We start from the raw sequence: 17515 nt of genomic DNA, 5'->3' as shown, positions 1-17515 counted from the left end.
GTCCTCTCATACACTGTTGACCGGCTCGAATGGTCGGTAGATTCCTGGGTGGTGCTCTCCGGCCCGCTCCGCGGAGTCCTTCCCGTCCCCCTTGCGAGGAGTCCCTGTATGACGGCTCACCCATCCGCTGCCCACGTGTCCCCGCCCGCCTCGGCGCCGTCGGCATCGACGCCGGCACTGCCCGTCGACGAGTCCGACGAGCTCTCCGGCACCGGCGGTTCCTCCGACGCCCGCACGGGCGAGGGGATCCTCGAGCGGATCGAGTGGACCGACGTCGTACGCATCGTCCTGGTGGGACTGGCGGCACTGGGCGCCTGGATCGCGAGCGCGGCCGGCACACCCGGCTGGGCCGTGGGCGCCGTCGGGGCGGTGACGCTGGCGGTGGGCTGCTGGCCGATCATCGTCGAGGCGGTCGGCGACCTGCGCGAACGGCGCATGAGTATGGAGCTGTCGATGCTGCTGGCCATCGTGGCGGCCGCAGCCATCGGCGAGTGGGTGACCGCCCTGGCCGTGACCGTCTTCGCGCTGTGCGCCGAGGTCCTGGAGGAGCTGTCGATGGATCGCGGGCGCGACGCCCTGACCGATCTCATGTCCTTCCTGCCGCAGACCGCGCGGGTGGTGACCGCCCCGGAGTCGGCTGAGTCCGCCGAGTCCGCCGAGACCACCGATGTCCCCGTGGATGAGGTGCGCCCGGGGCAGGTCATCGCCCTGAGCCCCGGGGGCCGGGTACCTGTCGACGGCGTCGTACGCACCGGCCGGGCCGACGTCGACCAGTCCCGGATCACCGGGGAGGCACTGCCCGTGCAGGTCGGTCCGGGCGACCGCGTCCCCGCTGGATCCATCACCCGCGGCGCCCTGGAGCTCGAGGTGGAGCGGGTCGGCGAGGAGTCCTCGTACGGGCGGATCGTGGCGGCGGTGCGCCGTGCCCAGTCGTCGCGTGCTCCGGTCCAGCGCCTGGCCGACCGTCTGGCGGCCCGCATCGTCTACCTGGCGCTGGCGGCGGCCCTCGTCACCTTCCTGGTGACACGGGACGCGCGCGCCACGATCTCGGTCATCATCGTGGCCGGGGCCTGCGGGGTGGCCGCGGGCACTCCCCTGGCGGTTCTGGCGGCCATCGCCCGCGCCGCCCGCTGCGGGGCCTTCGTCAAGGACGGCACCCATCTGGAGCAGCTCTCCGCGGTGGACACGGTGGTGATGGACAAGACCGGGACCCTCACCGTGGGCGCGCCCTGGGTCGCGAGCGTGCATCCCACCGAGGACGCCGCAGGAGAGGACGAGGTACTCGCCCTTGCGGCTGCGGCGGAGTGGAACTCCGAGCACCCGATCGGCCGGGCCATCTACTCCGAGGCCGCCGTGCGCGACCTGACGGTGCCGGTGCCGGGCGACGTCACCTACTCCCCCGGAGCCGGCGTGAGCGCCCACATCGAAGGGCGCCGGATCACCGTGGGGCGCCGCCAGGCGCAGGGGCACCAGGCAGACCGAGCCACCACCGGCTCCGATGACGCCATCGCACTGAGCGCCGGGTCCGACCCGGAGGCGCCGTCGGCCACCTCGGTGGTGGAGGTGCGGTCCGACGGACAGCTCCTGGGCACCATCGCCCTGACCGACAGGCTGCGTCAAGGGGCGGCCACCGCCGTGCGCGACCTGAGTGACATGGGGCTGGAGGTCCTCATGCTCACCGGCGACTCGGCCGCCTCCGCACGCCACGTGGCCGGCCTGCTCGGCCTGACCGAGGATCAGGTGCGCGCCGACCTGCTGCCCACCGACAAGGAGGAGGTCGTCGACTCGCTGCGCCGGGCGGGCAAGTGCGTGGCCATGGTGGGCGACGGAGTCAACGACGCCCCCGCCCTGGGCGCCGCCGACGTCGGCATCGCCATGGGAACCGGTACGGACGTGGCCCGCGAGGCCGGGGACGTGGTGCTGGTGGGATCCGCCCCGGCCGACCTGGTCGAGACCGTGCGGGTGGCCCGGCGTGCCCGGCGCATCATCATGGTGAACTTCGTGGGCACGGTGGTGGTCGACGTCGTCGGCATGATCGCCGCCGGGCTGGGGCTGCTGGGGCCGGTGGCCGCGGCGCTCGTGCACGTCGTCTCCGAATCCGCCTTCATCCTCAACTCGGCCCGACTGGTGCCCCGGCGCACCCGCAGGCGCTGAGTCGGCCGGCCACCAGTACGAGCCATGGCACCGGGAGCCGGTACGAAACGGCCGCGAGCACCATCACGATCCCGGCAGCCTCGGACACCGCGCCCTCCTCCTCACTTTCACCTGGAAGGCTGTGCGAAGACGGCACGCGGCCACGCCACGTGGTGCACAAGTCATCGTCTCCGTGGCATGATCGTTAGGCCTTAGTACCCAGGACGTAACAACGCGGCTGCCAGCCCAGCCCCGTTCGCGACCTGGACGACCCCATCAGTACTCACAGTGGAGTAGCCATGACGCCAGCCGTCCTGTCAGTCCTGCCAATGCATACGGCACCACTCGCCCCAGCCTTGGCGGCACAGTCCGACACCTTCACGCCGTCGACCACCGCCGTGGGAGGCAACGTCTACCTCACCGCCGCCGTGGGCCTGCTGCCGCTGGTGGTGTTCTTCGTCCTCATGGGCGTGTTCAAGGTGGCCACCCACTGGTGCGCCCTCATCTCCCTGGTGATCGCGGCCTTCACCGCGGTCGCCCTGTTCCACATGCCGGTGGGCATGACGGTCATGAGCGCCACCCAGGGCATGGCCCTGGGATTCGTCCCGATCATCTACATCATCATCGCGGCCGTGTGGCTCTACAACCTCACTGACGTCTCGGGTCGCTCCAAGGACCTCAAGGCCGTGTTCAACGTGATCGGCAAGGGCGACATGCGCGCCCAGGCCCTCATCGTGGCCTTCTCCTTCTGCGGCCTGCTTGAGGGGCTGGCCGGTTTCGGCGCCCCGGTGGCCATCGCCGCCGCCATGGTGGCGACCCTGGGTCTGCCCAAGCTCAAGGCGGCCGTCGTCGTCATGGTCGGTAACGCCATCAACGTGGGCTTCGGCGCCATGGCCATTCCCACCACGACGGCCGGCAAGCTCGGCGGCCAGGAGCCGGTGACGGTCGCGACCGCCATGGGGCACCTGACCTGGGTGTTCTGCGCCTTCATCCCGCTCCTGCTGCTGTTCATCCTCGACGGCGCGCGCGGCGTCAAGCAGCTGTGGCCGCTGGCCATCGTCGCGGGACTGGCCACCGGGGTCGGTCACTTCTTCACCCCCTCGATCTCCTACGAGCTCACCGCCGTGCTGGCCTCCCTGCTGGGACTGGCCGCCTCCTACGTCTTCCTGCTGGTGTGGACCCCCACGACCCCTGACGAGTACCGCTCCCAGGTGGCCGCCGACGATGCCCCCGACCGCGAGCGCGTCATCCTGGCCCTGCTGCCCTACGTCCTGGTGGTGGTCATCATCGCCACCACCAAGCTGTGGACCCTGGGTGTCAATCTCGACAAGGCCTTCAAGGCCACCGACCTGAAGATCGAGTGGCCCGGCGTGTACGGCCAGCTCCTGGACGCCAAGGGCGAGGCCTCCAAGAGCGCCGTCTACAACCTTCAGACCCTGTCCAACCCGGGCACCTGGATCTTCCTGACCGCCATCATCGTCACCTTCATCTACACGGCGCGCTCGGTACCCGGGAAGTTCGAGATGAGTGTGGGCAAGGGCTTCGCCACGCTGGCCAAGACCTGCTACACACTGCGCATGGCGATCCTGACGATCGCCGCCGTCATGGCCCTGGCCTACGTCATGAACTTCTCCGGCCAGACCTCCGCCATCGGCGCGGCCCTGGCCGCCACGGGCGCCGCCTACGCCTTCCTCTCCCCGGCCCTGGGCTGGGTGGGGACCGCCGTGGCCGGCTCGGCAACGAGCGCGGGCGCCCTGTTCGCCAACCTGCAGGCCACCGCCGCCAAGGGGGCCGGGCTCGACCCGAAGATCCTGCTGGCCGCCAACACCATCGGTGGCGGGCTGGGCAAGATCGTCTCCCCGCAGAACCTGGCCATCGCCTCGACCGCGGTGGACGCACCCGGTACGGACGCCGAGATCCTCAAGAAGGCGGCGCCCTACTCCATCGGGCTGCTGCTGTTGCTGGGCACTCTCGTGTTCCTGGCCTCCCAGTTCGGACTGGGCGTCTGAGCCTGTCGGCCACCGACTCCCACGCACGGCGCCCCCGGATTCTTCGCGGTTCCGGGGGCGCCGTGCGTGCACTCACTCCTCCGGCTTCAGTGGCGAAAGCGAGGCGATTCTGCTGGGATGGGCGCGAAGGAGGGCCCCGCGATGACTCATGCTCCCCTGGCTGCTGGACGCAGGCACACCGTCCGCTGTCTCCCCAACGGTCAGGTGGTCGCCGTCGGAGCGGATGACGCCGGAGAGTGCCGGGTCTTGCAGTGGCGAGGCGTCATCGCCGTGGCGGCGGGCAGCGTCCATGCGGCCGCCAACACCGGCCGGTCCCACACGCTCGGCCTGTGCGACGACGGAACGGTGCTGGCCTGCGGCTGGAACGCGCAGGGGCAGTGCGACGTCCAGAGCTGGCGAGACGTCGTCGCCATCGCCGCCGGATGGAGATTCAGCGCAGGACTGCGCATCAACGGGACAGTGGTGGCGACTGGCCGCAGTGCCGAGGGGCAAAGGCAGGTCGACCACTGGCGCGAGATCATGGACATCAGCTGCGGCGACTGGCACACGGTGGCCGTTCGGGCCGACGGGAGCGTCTGCTCGGCCGGCAACAACACCGCCGGCCAGTGCGAGGTGCACGACTGGGGCCGGATGCGCGCGGTGTCCGCGGGCTACCTCCACACCCTGGGTCTGCTGGGAAACGGCACTGTTCGCGCGGTCGGACGTCCGGAGTCCTGGGCCGGGGTCGAGCACTGGACTGACATCATCGCCGTGGCGGCGGGCAGCTACCACAGCATCGGACTCAAGGCTGACGGCACCGTCGTCGCAGCAGGCAGGTCTGAGGCCGGTCAGTGCGACGTGAGCCAGTGGCGCGACATCGTGGCCATTGCGGCGGGCACGGCCCACACCGTCGGTCTCCGTGCCGACGGCGGTGTCGTCGCCACCGGCAGCAACAGCCACGGACAGCTCGAGGTCGAGACCTGGTCCGGCAACTGAATCCAGCGTCGCAACTGCACAGACACACGTCAGGATGGAGGGCCGTACCCAAGCCCCGGCGTCGGATCGAGAGCGCACTTATCAATTGAGGGCCGAGCCCTGTCAAGGACCGCCGCGATCAGAATCTGACCATCTACAACGACACGGGGCCCTCGCGGCGAAGGTAGGTCCCTCTCACGGTACCCGTGGCCGACGACTTCACGCTCACTGCCCTCATCGCCCCGCGGGTCTCACAGGCCGCGCAGGACCAGGCCCAGCCCCGAGCGCAGCTGGCCGATCACCTCATCGGGCTCCGTTGGCGGGGCGTTGAGCATGTCGAGGGTCAGCCCATTGACGACGGCGGTCACCAGGCGCGCTCCCTCGGCGGGTGACAGGTCCGCGCGCATACGACCGGCCTTCCGAGCGTCGGCCAGGACACCCTCGACCCAGGTCCGCATGATCTGGAGCGCCTCCCAGTAGGGATCGGCCAGCCAGGGCCTGGTGGATGCGGCGGCTCCGAAGGCGACCCAGGCAGCCGCGTCCTCGCGCTGCACGGCCCCGGTCGGCAGCAGCTCGGCAAGAGCCCTCACCAAAGTCTCCGGCTGCGCGGAGTCGACCTCATGAGAGACCACACGGCCGGCCTGGCGCTGGACGGAGCGGACGAGGGCGTCGGTCAGCAGAGCTCGCCGGCTCGGCGAGCGGTACTGAACGGTGCCCGGGGCGACGCCGAGCCGGGCGGCCACGCTGCGAACACTGACCCGGTCGAAGCCCTCCTCGGCGATGATCGCGATGGTGGCGTCAGCGGTCATGCTCACGGCCGGTGACATCGGGGTGTCGAGGACCGATTGCCGGTTCGTCTCCTGGTCCATTAACGCTCTCCTCCGTCGCTCTTCACCTCAGTACCTTCACGGACACTCTCCGACGTCACTACCGCAGGCCTCCCTGGCACTTTACGGCAGTTGCCTCACCAGACCGTTCCCCGTACGATCGTATAAGAATGATCGTACGATCGTACGACTACATCCGGTCTATGAGCAGAGGTGCCCCATGGAACACGCCACCACACTCGCAGGACTCGCCCTGCTGGACTCCACCAGCCTGGGCACGCTGATCATCCCGATCGCTCTCGTCGTGCGCAGCCGTCGCGTGGACCGCGGGCCGATGACCATCTACCTGACCACCGTGTGCCTGGTGTACCTCGGCCTCGGGATCGCCCTGGTGGCCGGCTTCGACCTCATCGGCTCCACCGCGGCACGCCTGGCCCGCACCGAGACGGCACAGTGGGCGACCCTTGTCATCGGTGTGGTGCTGGCGGGCTTCGGCATCCTCGGCCCCGACCCGGCCAAGCCCGAGCCCGGAACGGATTCTCTGGGAAGCCGACCCACCCCCGCCTCGGCCGGGGCGATGGTCGTGCTGGGACTGGGAGCCTCACTCGCCGAAGCCGCCACCATGGTTCCCTACATCGCGGCGACCGGGATCATCGCCTCCTCACCAGAGGCTTGGCCGGTACGGATCGTCACCTTGATCCTGTACTGCCTGGTCATGATCGCACCCGCCCTCGTCCTGCTCGTCCTGGCCGATACGCTGGGGCAGCGTTTTCTACCCAAGCTGGCCAGAATCGCCCCCAGGCTGGAGTACGAGGCCAAGGTCACTCTCCTGTGGGTCGCAGCGATCCTCGGTCTCCACCTCGCCGGGCGCAGCGCAGGCGCCCTGGGCCTGTTGGGTTAGCCGGACCGATCGAGGACGTACTTTCCGCACGAGGACTGCGCTTTGACGAGAACCGCCGCGGTCAGAACCCGGCCATCTACAACGACACGCATTCCTCACGGCGAAGGTACGTCCTCATCCTCCGACGGCGCCCGCGCACCCGCTCGGTCCGCACCTGAGCCCGCGGATCAGATAACAGCAGTGACCCATGACGCAATCCAGGCCTAGGACTTACCTCCCACACGCCGCGGACGCCTCTCTCCCGAACCAACACTCTCCTGCACAGAACTGCACCATCTCGCCGGAAACCCGCCCCTGGAGAGCAGAACCAACCGACCAGGAGCACGCCGTCATCAGATGAGCGCTGACACCGGCCCGTAGCCTGAGACACAGCCGAGGCCGCGCCGCACCCTGCTCCAGGCAGGCAGTCCGGACGGTCCTCGTGATAGTCCCAGCTACGACGTCGTGGAGGCATATCGTGCGAATCGCCCTTTTCGCCACCTGTCTTGCGGACACCATGTTCCCGCAGGCAGCGCAGGCAACCGTCACCATCCTGGAGCGCCTCGGCCACCAGGTCTGCTTCCCGGAGGGACAGGTCTGCTGCGGCCAGATGCACGCCAACACCGGCTACTTCAAGCAGGCCGCCAAGATCACGCGCAACCACGTGGACACCTTCTCCCCCGTCCTCGACGGCGAGTGGGACGCCATCGTCATCCCCTCGGGCTCGTGCACCGGCGCGGCCCGCCACGAGCAGGGCCTCGTGGCCGAGCACGTGGGCGACACGGCCCTGGCCAAGCGGGTCGAGCAGATCGCTGCCCACACCTACGACCTCAGCGAGCTGCTCATCGATGTGCTGGGCACCGAGGACGTGGGCGCCTACTTCCCCCACACAGTCACCTACCACCCCACCTGCCACTCGCTGCGCGTCGCCAAGGTCGCCGACCGCCCCTACCGCCTCCTCAAGGCCGTCGAGGCCCTCACCCTCATCGACCTGCCCGACGCCGAGGTCTGCTGCGGATTCGGTGGCACCTTCTCCATGAAGAACTCCGAGACCTCCACCGCGATGCTCGCCGACAAGATGAGCAACGTGATGTCCACGCGCGCCGAGGTCCTGTGCGCCGGCGACTACTCCTGCCTCATGCACATCGGCGGTGGCCTCTCCCGCGTCAACTCCGGGGTGCGCATCATGCACCTGGCCGAGATCCTGGCCTCCACCAAGGACACGCCCTTCGAGGGCAACATCTCCTTCGCCCCCAAGCACGTCCAGCACACCAGTAGCTCTCAGCACACACAGGCGGTGGCACGATGACACAGGTATTTCTGGGCATGCCCCACACGGGCGGCTGGCGCACCGAGGTCGAGCAGCCCGAGGACACGCTGCGCTGGGGACCCACCTTCCCCGAGGGCGCGCACAAGACGCTGGCCAACACCCAGATGCGCCGCAACCTGGGCCACGCCACGCGCACCATCCGCTCCAAGCGCGCCGACCGCGTGGCCGAGATGCCCGACTGGGAAGACCTGCGCAACGCCGCGGAGGCCGTCAAGTTCGAGGTCGCCTCGCGCATGCCCGAGCTGCTGGAGCAGTTCGAGGCCAACGTGACCGCCCGCGGCGGAATCGTCCACTGGGCGCGTGACGCCGCCGAGGCCAACCGGATCATCACCGACATCATCGCCTCCAAGGGCGTCGACGACGTCGTCAAGGTCAAGTCGATGGCCACCCAGGAGACGAACCTCAACGAGTACCTGGCCGACCGGGGCATCACCGCCCACGAGACGGACCTGGCCGAGATGATCGTCCAGCTCGCCGACGACATGCCCTCGCACATCGTGGTGCCCGCCATCCACCGCAACCGCTCCGAGGTGCGCGGCATCTTCCTGGACCGCATGGATGACGCCCCGGCGGATCTCTCCGACGACCCGCAGGAGCTCACGGCCGCGGCCCGCTCACACCTGCGCAACAAGTTCCTGCACGCCTCGGTGGCCGTCTCCGGCACGAACATGGGTGTGGCCGAGACCGGTACGGTCTCGATCTACGAGTCCGAGGGCAACGGACGCATGTGCCTGACCCTGCCGGACACGCTCATCACCCTCATGGGGATCGAGAAGCTGGTGCCCCGGTTCCAGGACGTGGAGATCTTCTCCCAGCTCCTGCCGCGCTCGGCCACCGGTGAGCGCATGAACCCCTACACCTCCATGTGGACAGGTGTCACCGAGGGCGACGGCCCCAAGGAGTTCCACCTGGTGCTTATGGACAACGGGCGCACCAAGACCCTGGCCGACCCGGTGGGCCGCCAGGCCCTGGCCTGCATCCGCTGCGGATCGTGCATGAACATCTGCCCCGTCTACCAGCACACCGGTGGGCACGCCTACGGCTCGGTCTACCCCGGCCCGATCGGCTCGATCATCACCCCCCAGCTCACGCAGGGGCTGGCCGACGACGACCCGGTCCACACCCTGCCCTTCGCCTCCTCCCTGTGCGGGGCCTGCGGTGAGGTGTGCCCGGTCAAGATCGACATCCCCACGATCCTCGTCCACCTGCGGGCCCGCTCCGTGGACGTCAAGCGCCGCGTGGTGCCGGACGTGTGGGACGTGGCCATGAACGTCTCAGCCCCGGTGATGTCGAAGAGCTCGCTGTGGGAGGCCGCCTCGCAGACGGTCAAGGCCTCGGCGCTTCTGGGCGGCAAGGAGGGCAAGATCGGCGCTCTGCCCTTCCCGGCCTCCCTATGGACCGGGGCGCGCGACCTGCCGGTGGCCCCCTCGGAGACCTTCCGCCAGTGGTGGCGGCGCACCCACCCCGAGGGCGAGACCCCCCTGAGCCAGGTCCCCGGCACCCGGGTCGGCCGCGGCCACCCGGACGGCTTCCCGGCCGATCCGCCACTGCCTCCCGGCGAGCCGGTGTCCGGCAGCGCGAGCGCCGACGGCGAGCCCGCCCCGGCCGCGCTGGACGCACGCTCAGCCATCATCAACCCTGAGCCGATCACCCCGGAGGCATCCGCCACCCAGGCCCCGGCCGGCTCGACCAGCGAGGAGGAGCTGTGATGGATGCGAAGTCCGCGATCCTGGCCCGCGCCCGCGACGCGATCTCGCGGTCCCAGACCCGACCGGTGGGGCCGATCCCGCGCAACTACATCCGCTCCGGTGAGAATCCCCCCGGCTCCAAGCCCGTGGTCGACGAGATGATCGAGAAGCTCGAGGACTACTCGGCCGAGGTCATCGTCGCCCCCAAGGACGCCGCGATCCTGGATGCCATTGACGAGCTGCTCGGTGAGGCGCGCTCCGTCGTCGTCCCCGCGGGACTGCCCGAGGCCTACAAGGAGGCGGCCGCCCGCAACGGCCGCACCGTGGTGGAGGACTCCCGCCAGGAGGCCATCGCCACCCTCGACCTCAATGAGATCGACGCCGTGCTGACCTGCTCGCGTGTGGGCATCTCGATCTCGGGGACGATCGTCCTCGACGGAGAGCCGGACCAGGGGCGCCGGGCCATCTCACTGGTGCCGGACAAGCACGTCGTGGTTCTGGAGCGCGAGTCGATCATGCCGACGGTGCCGCAGGCCGTCGACGTCCTGGGCGAGCACCCCACGCGCCCGATGACGTGGATCGCCGGCGGCTCGGCCACCAGCGACATCGAGCTCGTGCGCGTCAACGGCGTGCACGGCCCGCGCAACCTGCGCGTCGTCATCGCCCACTGAGGTTCATCAAGCCCACCCGCACTCCGCGTCGCCCGATGGCACACCGCCCGGGCGACGCGGAGCTCTTCTGCGGTTTCTCTTCTCCCACAAGGATTCCTGCGGAAGTGAGGCGGGCACCGGGACGGGCCGATGAGGTCGCCTGGGGCCGGCGCACACCGGTTTTCCATGAAGGCGGAGTTGACTGGAAGTGACTGGTGGCAGCATGGAAAGGACCTCTTCTTGACCACCTCACTGACTGAGTCGCCCCTGGCCCCCGACTATGACCGCTCCGCCATGATCACTGGGATCGTCCACATCGGCGTGGGTGGCTTTCACCGTGCCCACGAGGCCGTCTACCTCGACAGGCTCATGCGCAGGCGCGCCGGGGCCGGCCCCCGAGACGGCGCTGAGCCCATCAAACCGGGGGGATCCTGCCTGGAGTGGGGGATCTGCGGTGTCGGCCTGCTGCCCGGGGACGCACGGATGCGCGACGCGCTGGAGAGCCAGGGCCACCTCTACACCCTCATCCGCAAGCACCCCGGTGGGCTGCGCGACCCGGTGGTCATCGGCTCCATTCACGACTACCGCCTCGCCCCCGACGACCCCGAGGCCGTTCTGGCCCTCATGAGCAGGCCCACCACCCGGATCGTCTCGTTGACGATCACCGAGGGCGGCTACAACGTCGATGACGTCACCGGCGAGTTCCGCACCTTCAGCCCCGGGGCCGTCCACGACGCCACCCACCCGGGTGAACCGACGACGGCCTTCGGATACATCGTCGAGGCGCTGCGGCGGCGTCGGGCGGACGGAACCCCGCCGTTCACGGTGATGAGCTGCGACAACCTGCCCGGTAACGGGAAGGTGGCCCGCACGGCGGTGGTCTCCCAGGCGGCGATGAGCGACCCGGAGCTGGCCGACTGGATCGACGGGAGCGTCGCCTTCCCCAGCTGCATGGTCGACCGGATCACCCCGCAGACCACGCTGGCGGACATCGACGAGCTGCGACGCGGACTCGACATCGAGGACGCCTGGCCGGTGGTCTGCGAGCCCTTCACCCAGTGGGTGATCGAGGACGACTTCCCCGCCGGTCGGCCCCCGTGGGAGGAGGTCGGGGTGCAGATGGTCGACGACGTCGTCCCCTACGAGCTCATGAAGCTGCGCCTGCTCAACGCCTCCCACCAGGGGCTGGCCCACTGGGGGCGGCTGCTGGGGATGGAGTACGCGCACGAGGCCGCGGCCGATGCGGACATCGCCACCTGGGTGAGGGCCTATCTTGAGCGCGAGGCGCGGGCCACCCTGCGCTCGGTGCCGGGGATCGACCTGGACGAGTATGTGGACACGCTCTTCTGGCGCTTCACCAACGAGGCAATTGCGGACACGCTCTTCAGACTGGCGCAGGACGCCTCCAGCCGGATGCCGAAGTTCGTCCTGGGCACGGTGCGCGACAACCTGACTGCCGGCGGGCCGATCCGGCTGGGGGCTGCGATGGTGGCCGCCTGGGCACTGGGTGAGGAGGGCGTTGACGAGAACGGCGAGGAGATCGTCATCGACGACCCGCTGGCCGAAGAGCTCCTGCCCCTGGCGGCGGCTCAGAAAGCCGGCCATGAGACCGCCTTCATCTCCCATGAGGGCGTCTTCGGGGACCTGGCGACAGATGAGCGCTTCCGACGCGCCTTCGTCGAGGAGCTGGACGCTCTGCGCCGGGACGGTGCCCGTGAACGTCTGCAGGCCCTGGCCGGCCACACCCGAGTGGCTTAGCCCCGGCCACGGGCTGGCTCCGGTTCAGCTGTCCTTGACGGGGATGTCGGTGAGGCGGTAGGCGTAGGAGCCGTTGCCCTTCTTGATGCTCTGGTGGTCAACGGTGATGGTATCGCCACCGGGATCTGGCCAGACGACGGCGACGGTCATGGCGGTACCGGCCTGAAGCTTCTCGGCGAGGTTGAATTCGGCCAGTGGCCAGTGCGTGTCCTTCCCGCCGGGCACGTAGTCCGCCGGAAGGATCTGCATGCCCCCTGCGACCACCGCGAGGCCGTCACACGCACTGGAGAGGGTGTACTGGACTGAGGCCGAGTCCTCGTTGCGGGAGTTGGAGAAGATACCCCCGGAGTCGATGTCGTGGAACCAGTCCGACGCCGAGGTGTCGCCATCAACGGCCACGACCTTCACCTCCCCCAGGAGGTAGCCGCCGGCACGGGTGACGTGGTCCAGGCTGATCGTCAGCCAGCCACTGCCATCAGATCTTTTGACAGTGACACCCTCCGTCCCCTTGCCGACAGGCCCTTTGGCCTCAGGCAGGGAGGCACCACCAGACGAGGCCTGGGCCGACGGCGTCGCACTGCCAGCGCCGTTCCCTAATCCGCCGCGCTTCGTGCTGCTACCAGTGCCGCCCGTGGGGGTAAGGGTGATCTCCACGCGTCGGTTGGCGGCCCGCGCCTCGTCAGTAGTGCCGGAGACACGGGGCTCGGACTCGCCCTTACCAGCGACGGAGGGGTTCCACTTGTCCAGGCCGGTGAGCTGCCCCAGACGAGTCTTGACCGTGTTGGCACGCTTCTCGGAGAGGGCCTGGTTGTAGGCGTCATCCTGGACGTCGTCAGTATGCCCCACGATGGTCAGCGTCCCACCATCGGGATACTGGGCGATCTGACCTGCCACGGTCTGCAGCTGAGCCTCGGCCGCCGCAGCCAGATCCGCCGAGTCCGGGGCAAACGTGACATCAGAAGCCATGACGATGGTGACGTCCTTGCCCCCGGTACGGGCACCCAGCGAACCATCGACCGTGCGGGAGTTGATCTCGATGGGTGAGGCCGCAGCCTGCTCGGTGACCGGCTTGTCGTCCTTGACCGCCGTCTCCATGGCCTTGAGGTCGATACCGGTCCTGGACACCTCGTCGCGACTGATGACATCAACGGTGACGAAACCGGTCTGAGGAACCAGGACGGTGACGGAATCGGAGTCGACCGCACCGAAGGCGACATAGGTGGTGACGCTCTGACCGGGTTTGATGTCGAGCCGCTCCTTGCTCATGGTGGAGACGGAGGTCCACGCGCGCCCCTTGACCGTATCGATCAGGCGGGTGCTGGTCACACCATAGCGCCAGTCTCCAGCGAAGTTGATGTACCCCATGACCGTTCCGAAGGAGAAGTCACTGCCGTTCGCGTCGTCAGCAGCACGCGAAAGCACCATGGACAGGGCGGTCGTGGAGTCGTCGATCCGAACCAGTGGCGAGACCTCAACCGTCAGGCGATGACCCGACACATGACCGTCCAAGGCCTTGAAGCCCGGCTGCGTTCCTGTTGGTGACCCGGAGGACGCAGTTCCCGCAGCCTTCTTCCACGAGCGCGAGCAGGCGGCCACCACCGGAGCACCAACGGCCGCCAGCACCGAGGCCGATACGAACAAACGACGACGCATGGCAACGCCTCCTCCACTTACCCGGACACCACCCGGACATAATCGGTCCGCGACCCGACTCTACCGAGATCCAGCCAGCCCGTCGGCCGGATGGGGACATTCGGCGCCGTTGGGGTGCAAGACCCTCCGTCCGGAGCCGCACGCACCCGACCGTGCAGAATGTCCCCGCCAACGAGCGGACTCCAGCGCTTCGGTGGGCCAACCTCATCCTCCCAGCCACAACAACCATTTCCCGCCACCGCAAGGATTACTTAGGCTAACCTTGCTTCAGTGACCTTTGTCCCATAGCATGAAGTGGTTCGTGGACCTCAGGACTGGCCATGGGGGCCGGTCGCCTCCCACGAGCACTCCGCGTCGCGCGGAGCGTCCAGAATCCGACTTACTGATGAGGTTCCTATGGTCAAGCGCCAGCTGCCCAACCCGAGCGAGATCTTCGAGCTGCTCCACTTCAAGACGCCCGAGCTCAATCCGAGGCGTCGACGCCTCGACGCCGCACTGACCACCTGGGACCTGCGCAAGATCGCCAAGCGCCGCACCCCAGCAGCGGCCTTCGACTACACCGACGGCGCCGCCGAGGGGGAGGTCTCCCTGCGTCGCGCCCGCCAGGCCTTCCGAGACATCGAGTTCCACCCCGACATCCTCCGCCCCGCCGTCGACGTCGACACCTCCTGCGAGATCCTGGGCGGCCGCTCCGCCATGCCCTTCGGTATCGCGCCCACCGGCTTCACCCGCCTCATGCAGACCGAGGGTGAGGTCGCCGGGGCCGGGGCCGCCGGTGCCGCCGGGATCCCCTTCACCCTGTCCACCCTGGGCACCACCTCCATCGAGGACGTCAAGGCCGCCAACCCCCACGGGCGTAACTGGTTCCAGCTCTACGTCATGCGCCAGCGCGAGATCTCCTACGGGCTGGTCGAGCGCGCCGCGGCCGCGGGCTTCGACACCCTCATGTTCACCGTCGACACCCCCGTGGCCGGGGCCCGTCTGCGCGACAAGCGCAACGGCTTCTCCATCCCGCCCCAGATCACGGCCGGGACCGTCCTCGACGCGATCCCCCGCCCGTGGTGGTGGTACGACTTCCTGACCACGCCCAAGCTGGAGTTCGCCTCCCTGAAGTCCACCGGCGGCACCGTGGGCGAGCTGCTCGACAGTGCCATGGACCCCACCATCAGCGACGAGGACCTCAAGGTCATCCGTTCCATGTGGTCGGGCAAGATCGTCATCAAGGGCGTGCAGACGGTGGCAGACTCCAAGCGCCTCATCGACCTGGGCGTCGACGGCGTCCTGCTGTCCAACCACGGCGGGCGTCAGCTCGACCGCGCCCCCGTCCCCTTCCGCCTCCTGCCCGAGGTGGTCCGGGAGGTCGGCAAGGACGCCACGATCATGGTCGACACCGGCATCATGAACGGCGCCGACGTCGTGGCCGCCATCGCCCTGGGGGCCAAGTTCGGACTCGTGGGCCGCGCCTACCTCTACGGCCTCATGGCCGGCGGGCGCGAGGGCGTGGACCGCATGATCGAGATCCTCTCCGACGAGGTCGTCCGCACCATGAAGCTCCTGGGCGTCTCCAGCCTGGAGGAGCTCGAGCCGCGCCACGTCACCCAGCTGACCCGCCTGACCCCGGTGCGTCCGCAGGTCAAGGCCGCGGCCGACGCCCTCACCCGCTGACGGATCCGTCCGCACAGGCCCTGCCGGACCCCATCCCCTCCGCCCGTCGGAGGAGTCCTTGTGCATCACCCTCCACGGCGGCACCCGGTGGCCCCGGATAAGAGACCAGCGGTCTCTTATCCGGGGCCCCGGCGTCCTGACGAGAGCCGGAAGCATGCCGGAAACTCCAGATCTGGCCGGGCGGGAAGGACCTGTCCCCGTGGTGGTTCCTGGCCGTGGTCTTCATCATCCAGACCGTCGCCGAGCTCTTCCTGTCCCCGGTGGGCCTGTCCACGACGTCAGCACTGGCGCCCAAGAGCTTCGCCTCAGACGATGAGGTGGAACCGGCTCGGCGGCCTCGTGGCATCGCCGAGTGCCGCCACGAGCAGGACGCACTCATGGGGACCACCGGTGTCTTCGGTGGCCCCCATGAGATCAGAGAGTGCTCACGTCACTTGGCGGTGATCGCCTCGGCGAGCTCCTCGAAGCAGCTGACGTAGGCGTCGATCGCTTCGTCGGTGTGGGTCACCGACAGCGTCCACTCCTCCTCGCGGCCCGGAGTCATGAAGATCCCCCGGTTCATGTTGAACAGCCACGCGAGCTCGGACAGCTCCGCGTTCTGGTGCTCCTTGAAGGTCTCGTAGTCGACGACCTTCTTGGGGGAGAAGGTGACGCACCCCTTGCCGCCAACACCCACCGCGTAGCCCGGAAGGTTGTAACGCTCAATGACCTCCGTGCAGCCCGCGAGGATGCGATCGTTGAGGTGGTCGAGGTGGGCGTAGGCCTCCGGGGTGAGGACCTTCTCGAGGTTGGCCCGCACGGCGGCCATCGCCAGGGGGTTGCCGTTGTAGGTGCCGACCTGGAAGACAGTGTGGTCCTCCACCACGGACATGACCTCCTCGGTGCCTCCGATGGCGCCCGAGGGCATACCGGCACCGAGGGCCTTGGCCATGGTCACCATGTCGGGAGTCACTCCGAAGCGCTTGGTGGCGCCTCCCGGACCGATGCACAAGCCGGTCTTGACCTCATCGAAGATCAGGACGATGCCGTGTCGCCGAGTGATCTCGCGAACCTGCTCCAGATAGCCCGGTTCCGGCAGCACGACGCCCAGGTTCATCATGGCCGGCTCCATGATGACGCAGGCGGGCTTGCGGCCCTCATCAGCCAGCCGGATGATGCGGCGCTCCATGGCCTCGGCATCGTTGAAGGGCACCGGCACCGTCATCTGGACGGTGGCGTCGGGGATACCGCCTCCGTAGGGCAGGGAGGCCAGGTTGTCGCGGTCACCGATCTTGTCGTACTCGACGCCGATCGAGACCATGACGGTGTCGTGGTGCCCGTGGTAGGAGCCGAAGATCTTCATGACCGTGTCGCGACCGGTGTAGGCGCGTGCGATGCGAATGGCGTCCATCGTGGACTCCGAGCCCGAGTTCGTGTAGCGCCACTTCGGCAGCCCCCACCTGCTCGATAGGTTCTCCGCCACGGCCAGGGCGTCCTCAGTCGGGGCGGCGAAGTGGGTGCCCTTGCCGTACCGCTCCTGAACGGCCTCACCGATCACCGGGTGGGCATGCCCCTGAAGCATCGATCCGAAGCCGTTGTGGAAGTCCCACATCTCGTTGCCGTCGACGTCCCAGACCTTCGGCCCCTGGCCGCTTTCGAGGTAGATGGGCCAGGGCTCGCGCAGCTGGTACGAGGAGGCGACGCCGCCGGAAAGATTGTTTCTCGCGCGGTTGTACATGTCGCCGGATCCCTTGGTCCGTTCATTGAGGCGCTTGGACTCGATCTCCGTCAGCTCGGCGACTCGCTCCATGTTGATGCTCATTGCTCACTCCTTCGTGGCCCGGCCTGGCGTCCACATATCGTGCGTTGATAATCGGTGCATCGATCGGCTGTGTCCGTCGATGCGATGACATTGTGTTTCCTCTCAGATCCTTCTGCCGGCCTGGCGCGGAAGGATCTGTTTTCATGTGTGTGCGTGCTCGCTCCGGT

At 68.5% G+C, this 17515-nt stretch carries 13 protein-coding genes; 10 read left to right on the top strand and 3 right to left on the bottom strand.

Annotated features, from left to right (window positions below; all coding sequences use genetic code 11):
* The first annotated feature begins 108 nt into the window (after positions 1-108).
* The 3 genes from FBF36_RS02825 (at position 109) to FBF36_RS02815 (ending at position 5117) form a co-directional block, all read left to right on the top strand.
* Positions 109-2154, top strand: a complete 2046-nt coding sequence (locus FBF36_RS02825) for a heavy metal translocating P-type ATPase (RefSeq protein WP_138137145.1) — start codon at positions 109-111, stop codon at positions 2152-2154.
* Positions 2155-2432: 278 nt separating this feature from the next.
* Entirely contained in the window at positions 2433-4142 is a 1710-nt protein-coding gene (locus FBF36_RS02820; RefSeq protein WP_050792632.1) for an L-lactate permease, read from the top strand.
* A 141-nt stretch (positions 4143-4283) separates the two neighbouring features.
* Positions 4284-5117, top strand: coding sequence for an RCC1 domain-containing protein (locus tag FBF36_RS02815; RefSeq protein WP_034491463.1), 834 nt, complete (start codon positions 4284-4286; stop codon positions 5115-5117).
* Positions 5118-5347: 230 nt separating this feature from the next.
* Here the strand turns inward: FBF36_RS02815 and FBF36_RS02810 are convergent, their stop codons facing one another.
* The gene (locus FBF36_RS02810; protein WP_009394456.1) at positions 5348-5965 is read right to left on the bottom strand and encodes a TetR/AcrR family transcriptional regulator; all 618 of its coding nucleotides are present in this window, start codon (positions 5963-5965) and stop codon (positions 5348-5350) included.
* Positions 5966-6143: 178 nt separating this feature from the next.
* Here FBF36_RS02810 and FBF36_RS02805 point away from each other — a divergent pair, with 178 nt between their 5' ends.
* From FBF36_RS02805 to FBF36_RS02785, 5 genes are all read left to right on the top strand, one after another.
* Complete coding sequence (locus FBF36_RS02805; protein WP_138137143.1) at positions 6144-6824, top strand: GAP family protein; 681 nt, start codon at positions 6144-6146, stop codon at positions 6822-6824.
* A gap of 457 nt (positions 6825-7281) precedes the next feature.
* Positions 7282-8112: a (Fe-S)-binding protein gene (locus FBF36_RS02800; RefSeq protein ID WP_034491464.1), complete on the top strand. Its 831-nt coding sequence runs from the start codon at positions 7282-7284 to the stop codon at positions 8110-8112.
* Entirely contained in the window at positions 8109-9842 is a 1734-nt protein-coding gene (locus FBF36_RS02795) for a LutB/LldF family L-lactate oxidation iron-sulfur protein (RefSeq protein ID WP_138137141.1), read from the top strand. Before FBF36_RS02800 ends, FBF36_RS02795 begins: the two co-directional genes overlap by 4 nt.
* Positions 9842-10492 (top strand): LutC/YkgG family protein, encoded by a 651-nt coding sequence (locus tag FBF36_RS02790; RefSeq protein WP_075375997.1) that lies wholly within the window; start codon positions 9842-9844, stop codon positions 10490-10492. Before FBF36_RS02795 ends, FBF36_RS02790 begins: the two co-directional genes overlap by 1 nt.
* Positions 10493-10657: 165 nt before the next feature.
* Entirely contained in the window at positions 10658-12229 is a 1572-nt protein-coding gene (locus FBF36_RS02785) for a mannitol dehydrogenase family protein (protein ID WP_009396843.1), read from the top strand.
* Between the two features lie 24 nt (positions 12230-12253).
* Here FBF36_RS02785 and FBF36_RS02780 read toward each other — a convergent pair whose 3' ends face one another.
* Complete coding sequence (locus FBF36_RS02780) at positions 12254-13726, bottom strand: OmpA family protein (protein ID WP_009396845.1); 1473 nt, start codon at positions 13724-13726, stop codon at positions 12254-12256.
* Between the two features lie 552 nt (positions 13727-14278).
* Here FBF36_RS02780 and FBF36_RS02775 point away from each other — a divergent pair.
* The gene (locus tag FBF36_RS02775; protein WP_009396847.1) at positions 14279-15547 is read left to right on the top strand and encodes an alpha-hydroxy acid oxidase; all 1269 of its coding nucleotides are present in this window, start codon (positions 14279-14281) and stop codon (positions 15545-15547) included.
* A gap of 215 nt (positions 15548-15762) precedes the next feature.
* Positions 15763-16026, top strand: coding sequence for a hypothetical protein (locus FBF36_RS13200; RefSeq protein WP_034492521.1), 264 nt, complete (start codon positions 15763-15765; stop codon positions 16024-16026).
* On the opposite strand, the gene FBF36_RS02765 is transcribed toward FBF36_RS13200, so the two are convergent.
* Positions 15978-17348, bottom strand: a complete 1371-nt coding sequence (locus tag FBF36_RS02765; protein WP_009396851.1) for an aspartate aminotransferase family protein — start codon at positions 17346-17348, stop codon at positions 15978-15980. The two genes, FBF36_RS13200 and FBF36_RS02765, sit on opposite strands and share 49 nt — an antisense overlap.
* Positions 17349-17515: the final 167 nt, after the last annotated feature.

Source organism: Actinomyces sp. oral taxon 171 str. F0337, assembly GCF_005696555.1.
GTDB classification, from domain to species: Bacteria; Actinomycetota; Actinomycetes; order Actinomycetales; family Actinomycetaceae; genus Actinomyces; species Actinomyces oris_E.
The sequence above is the reverse complement of the archived record's forward strand: the minus strand, read 5'-3'. Positions and strand labels throughout refer to the sequence as shown.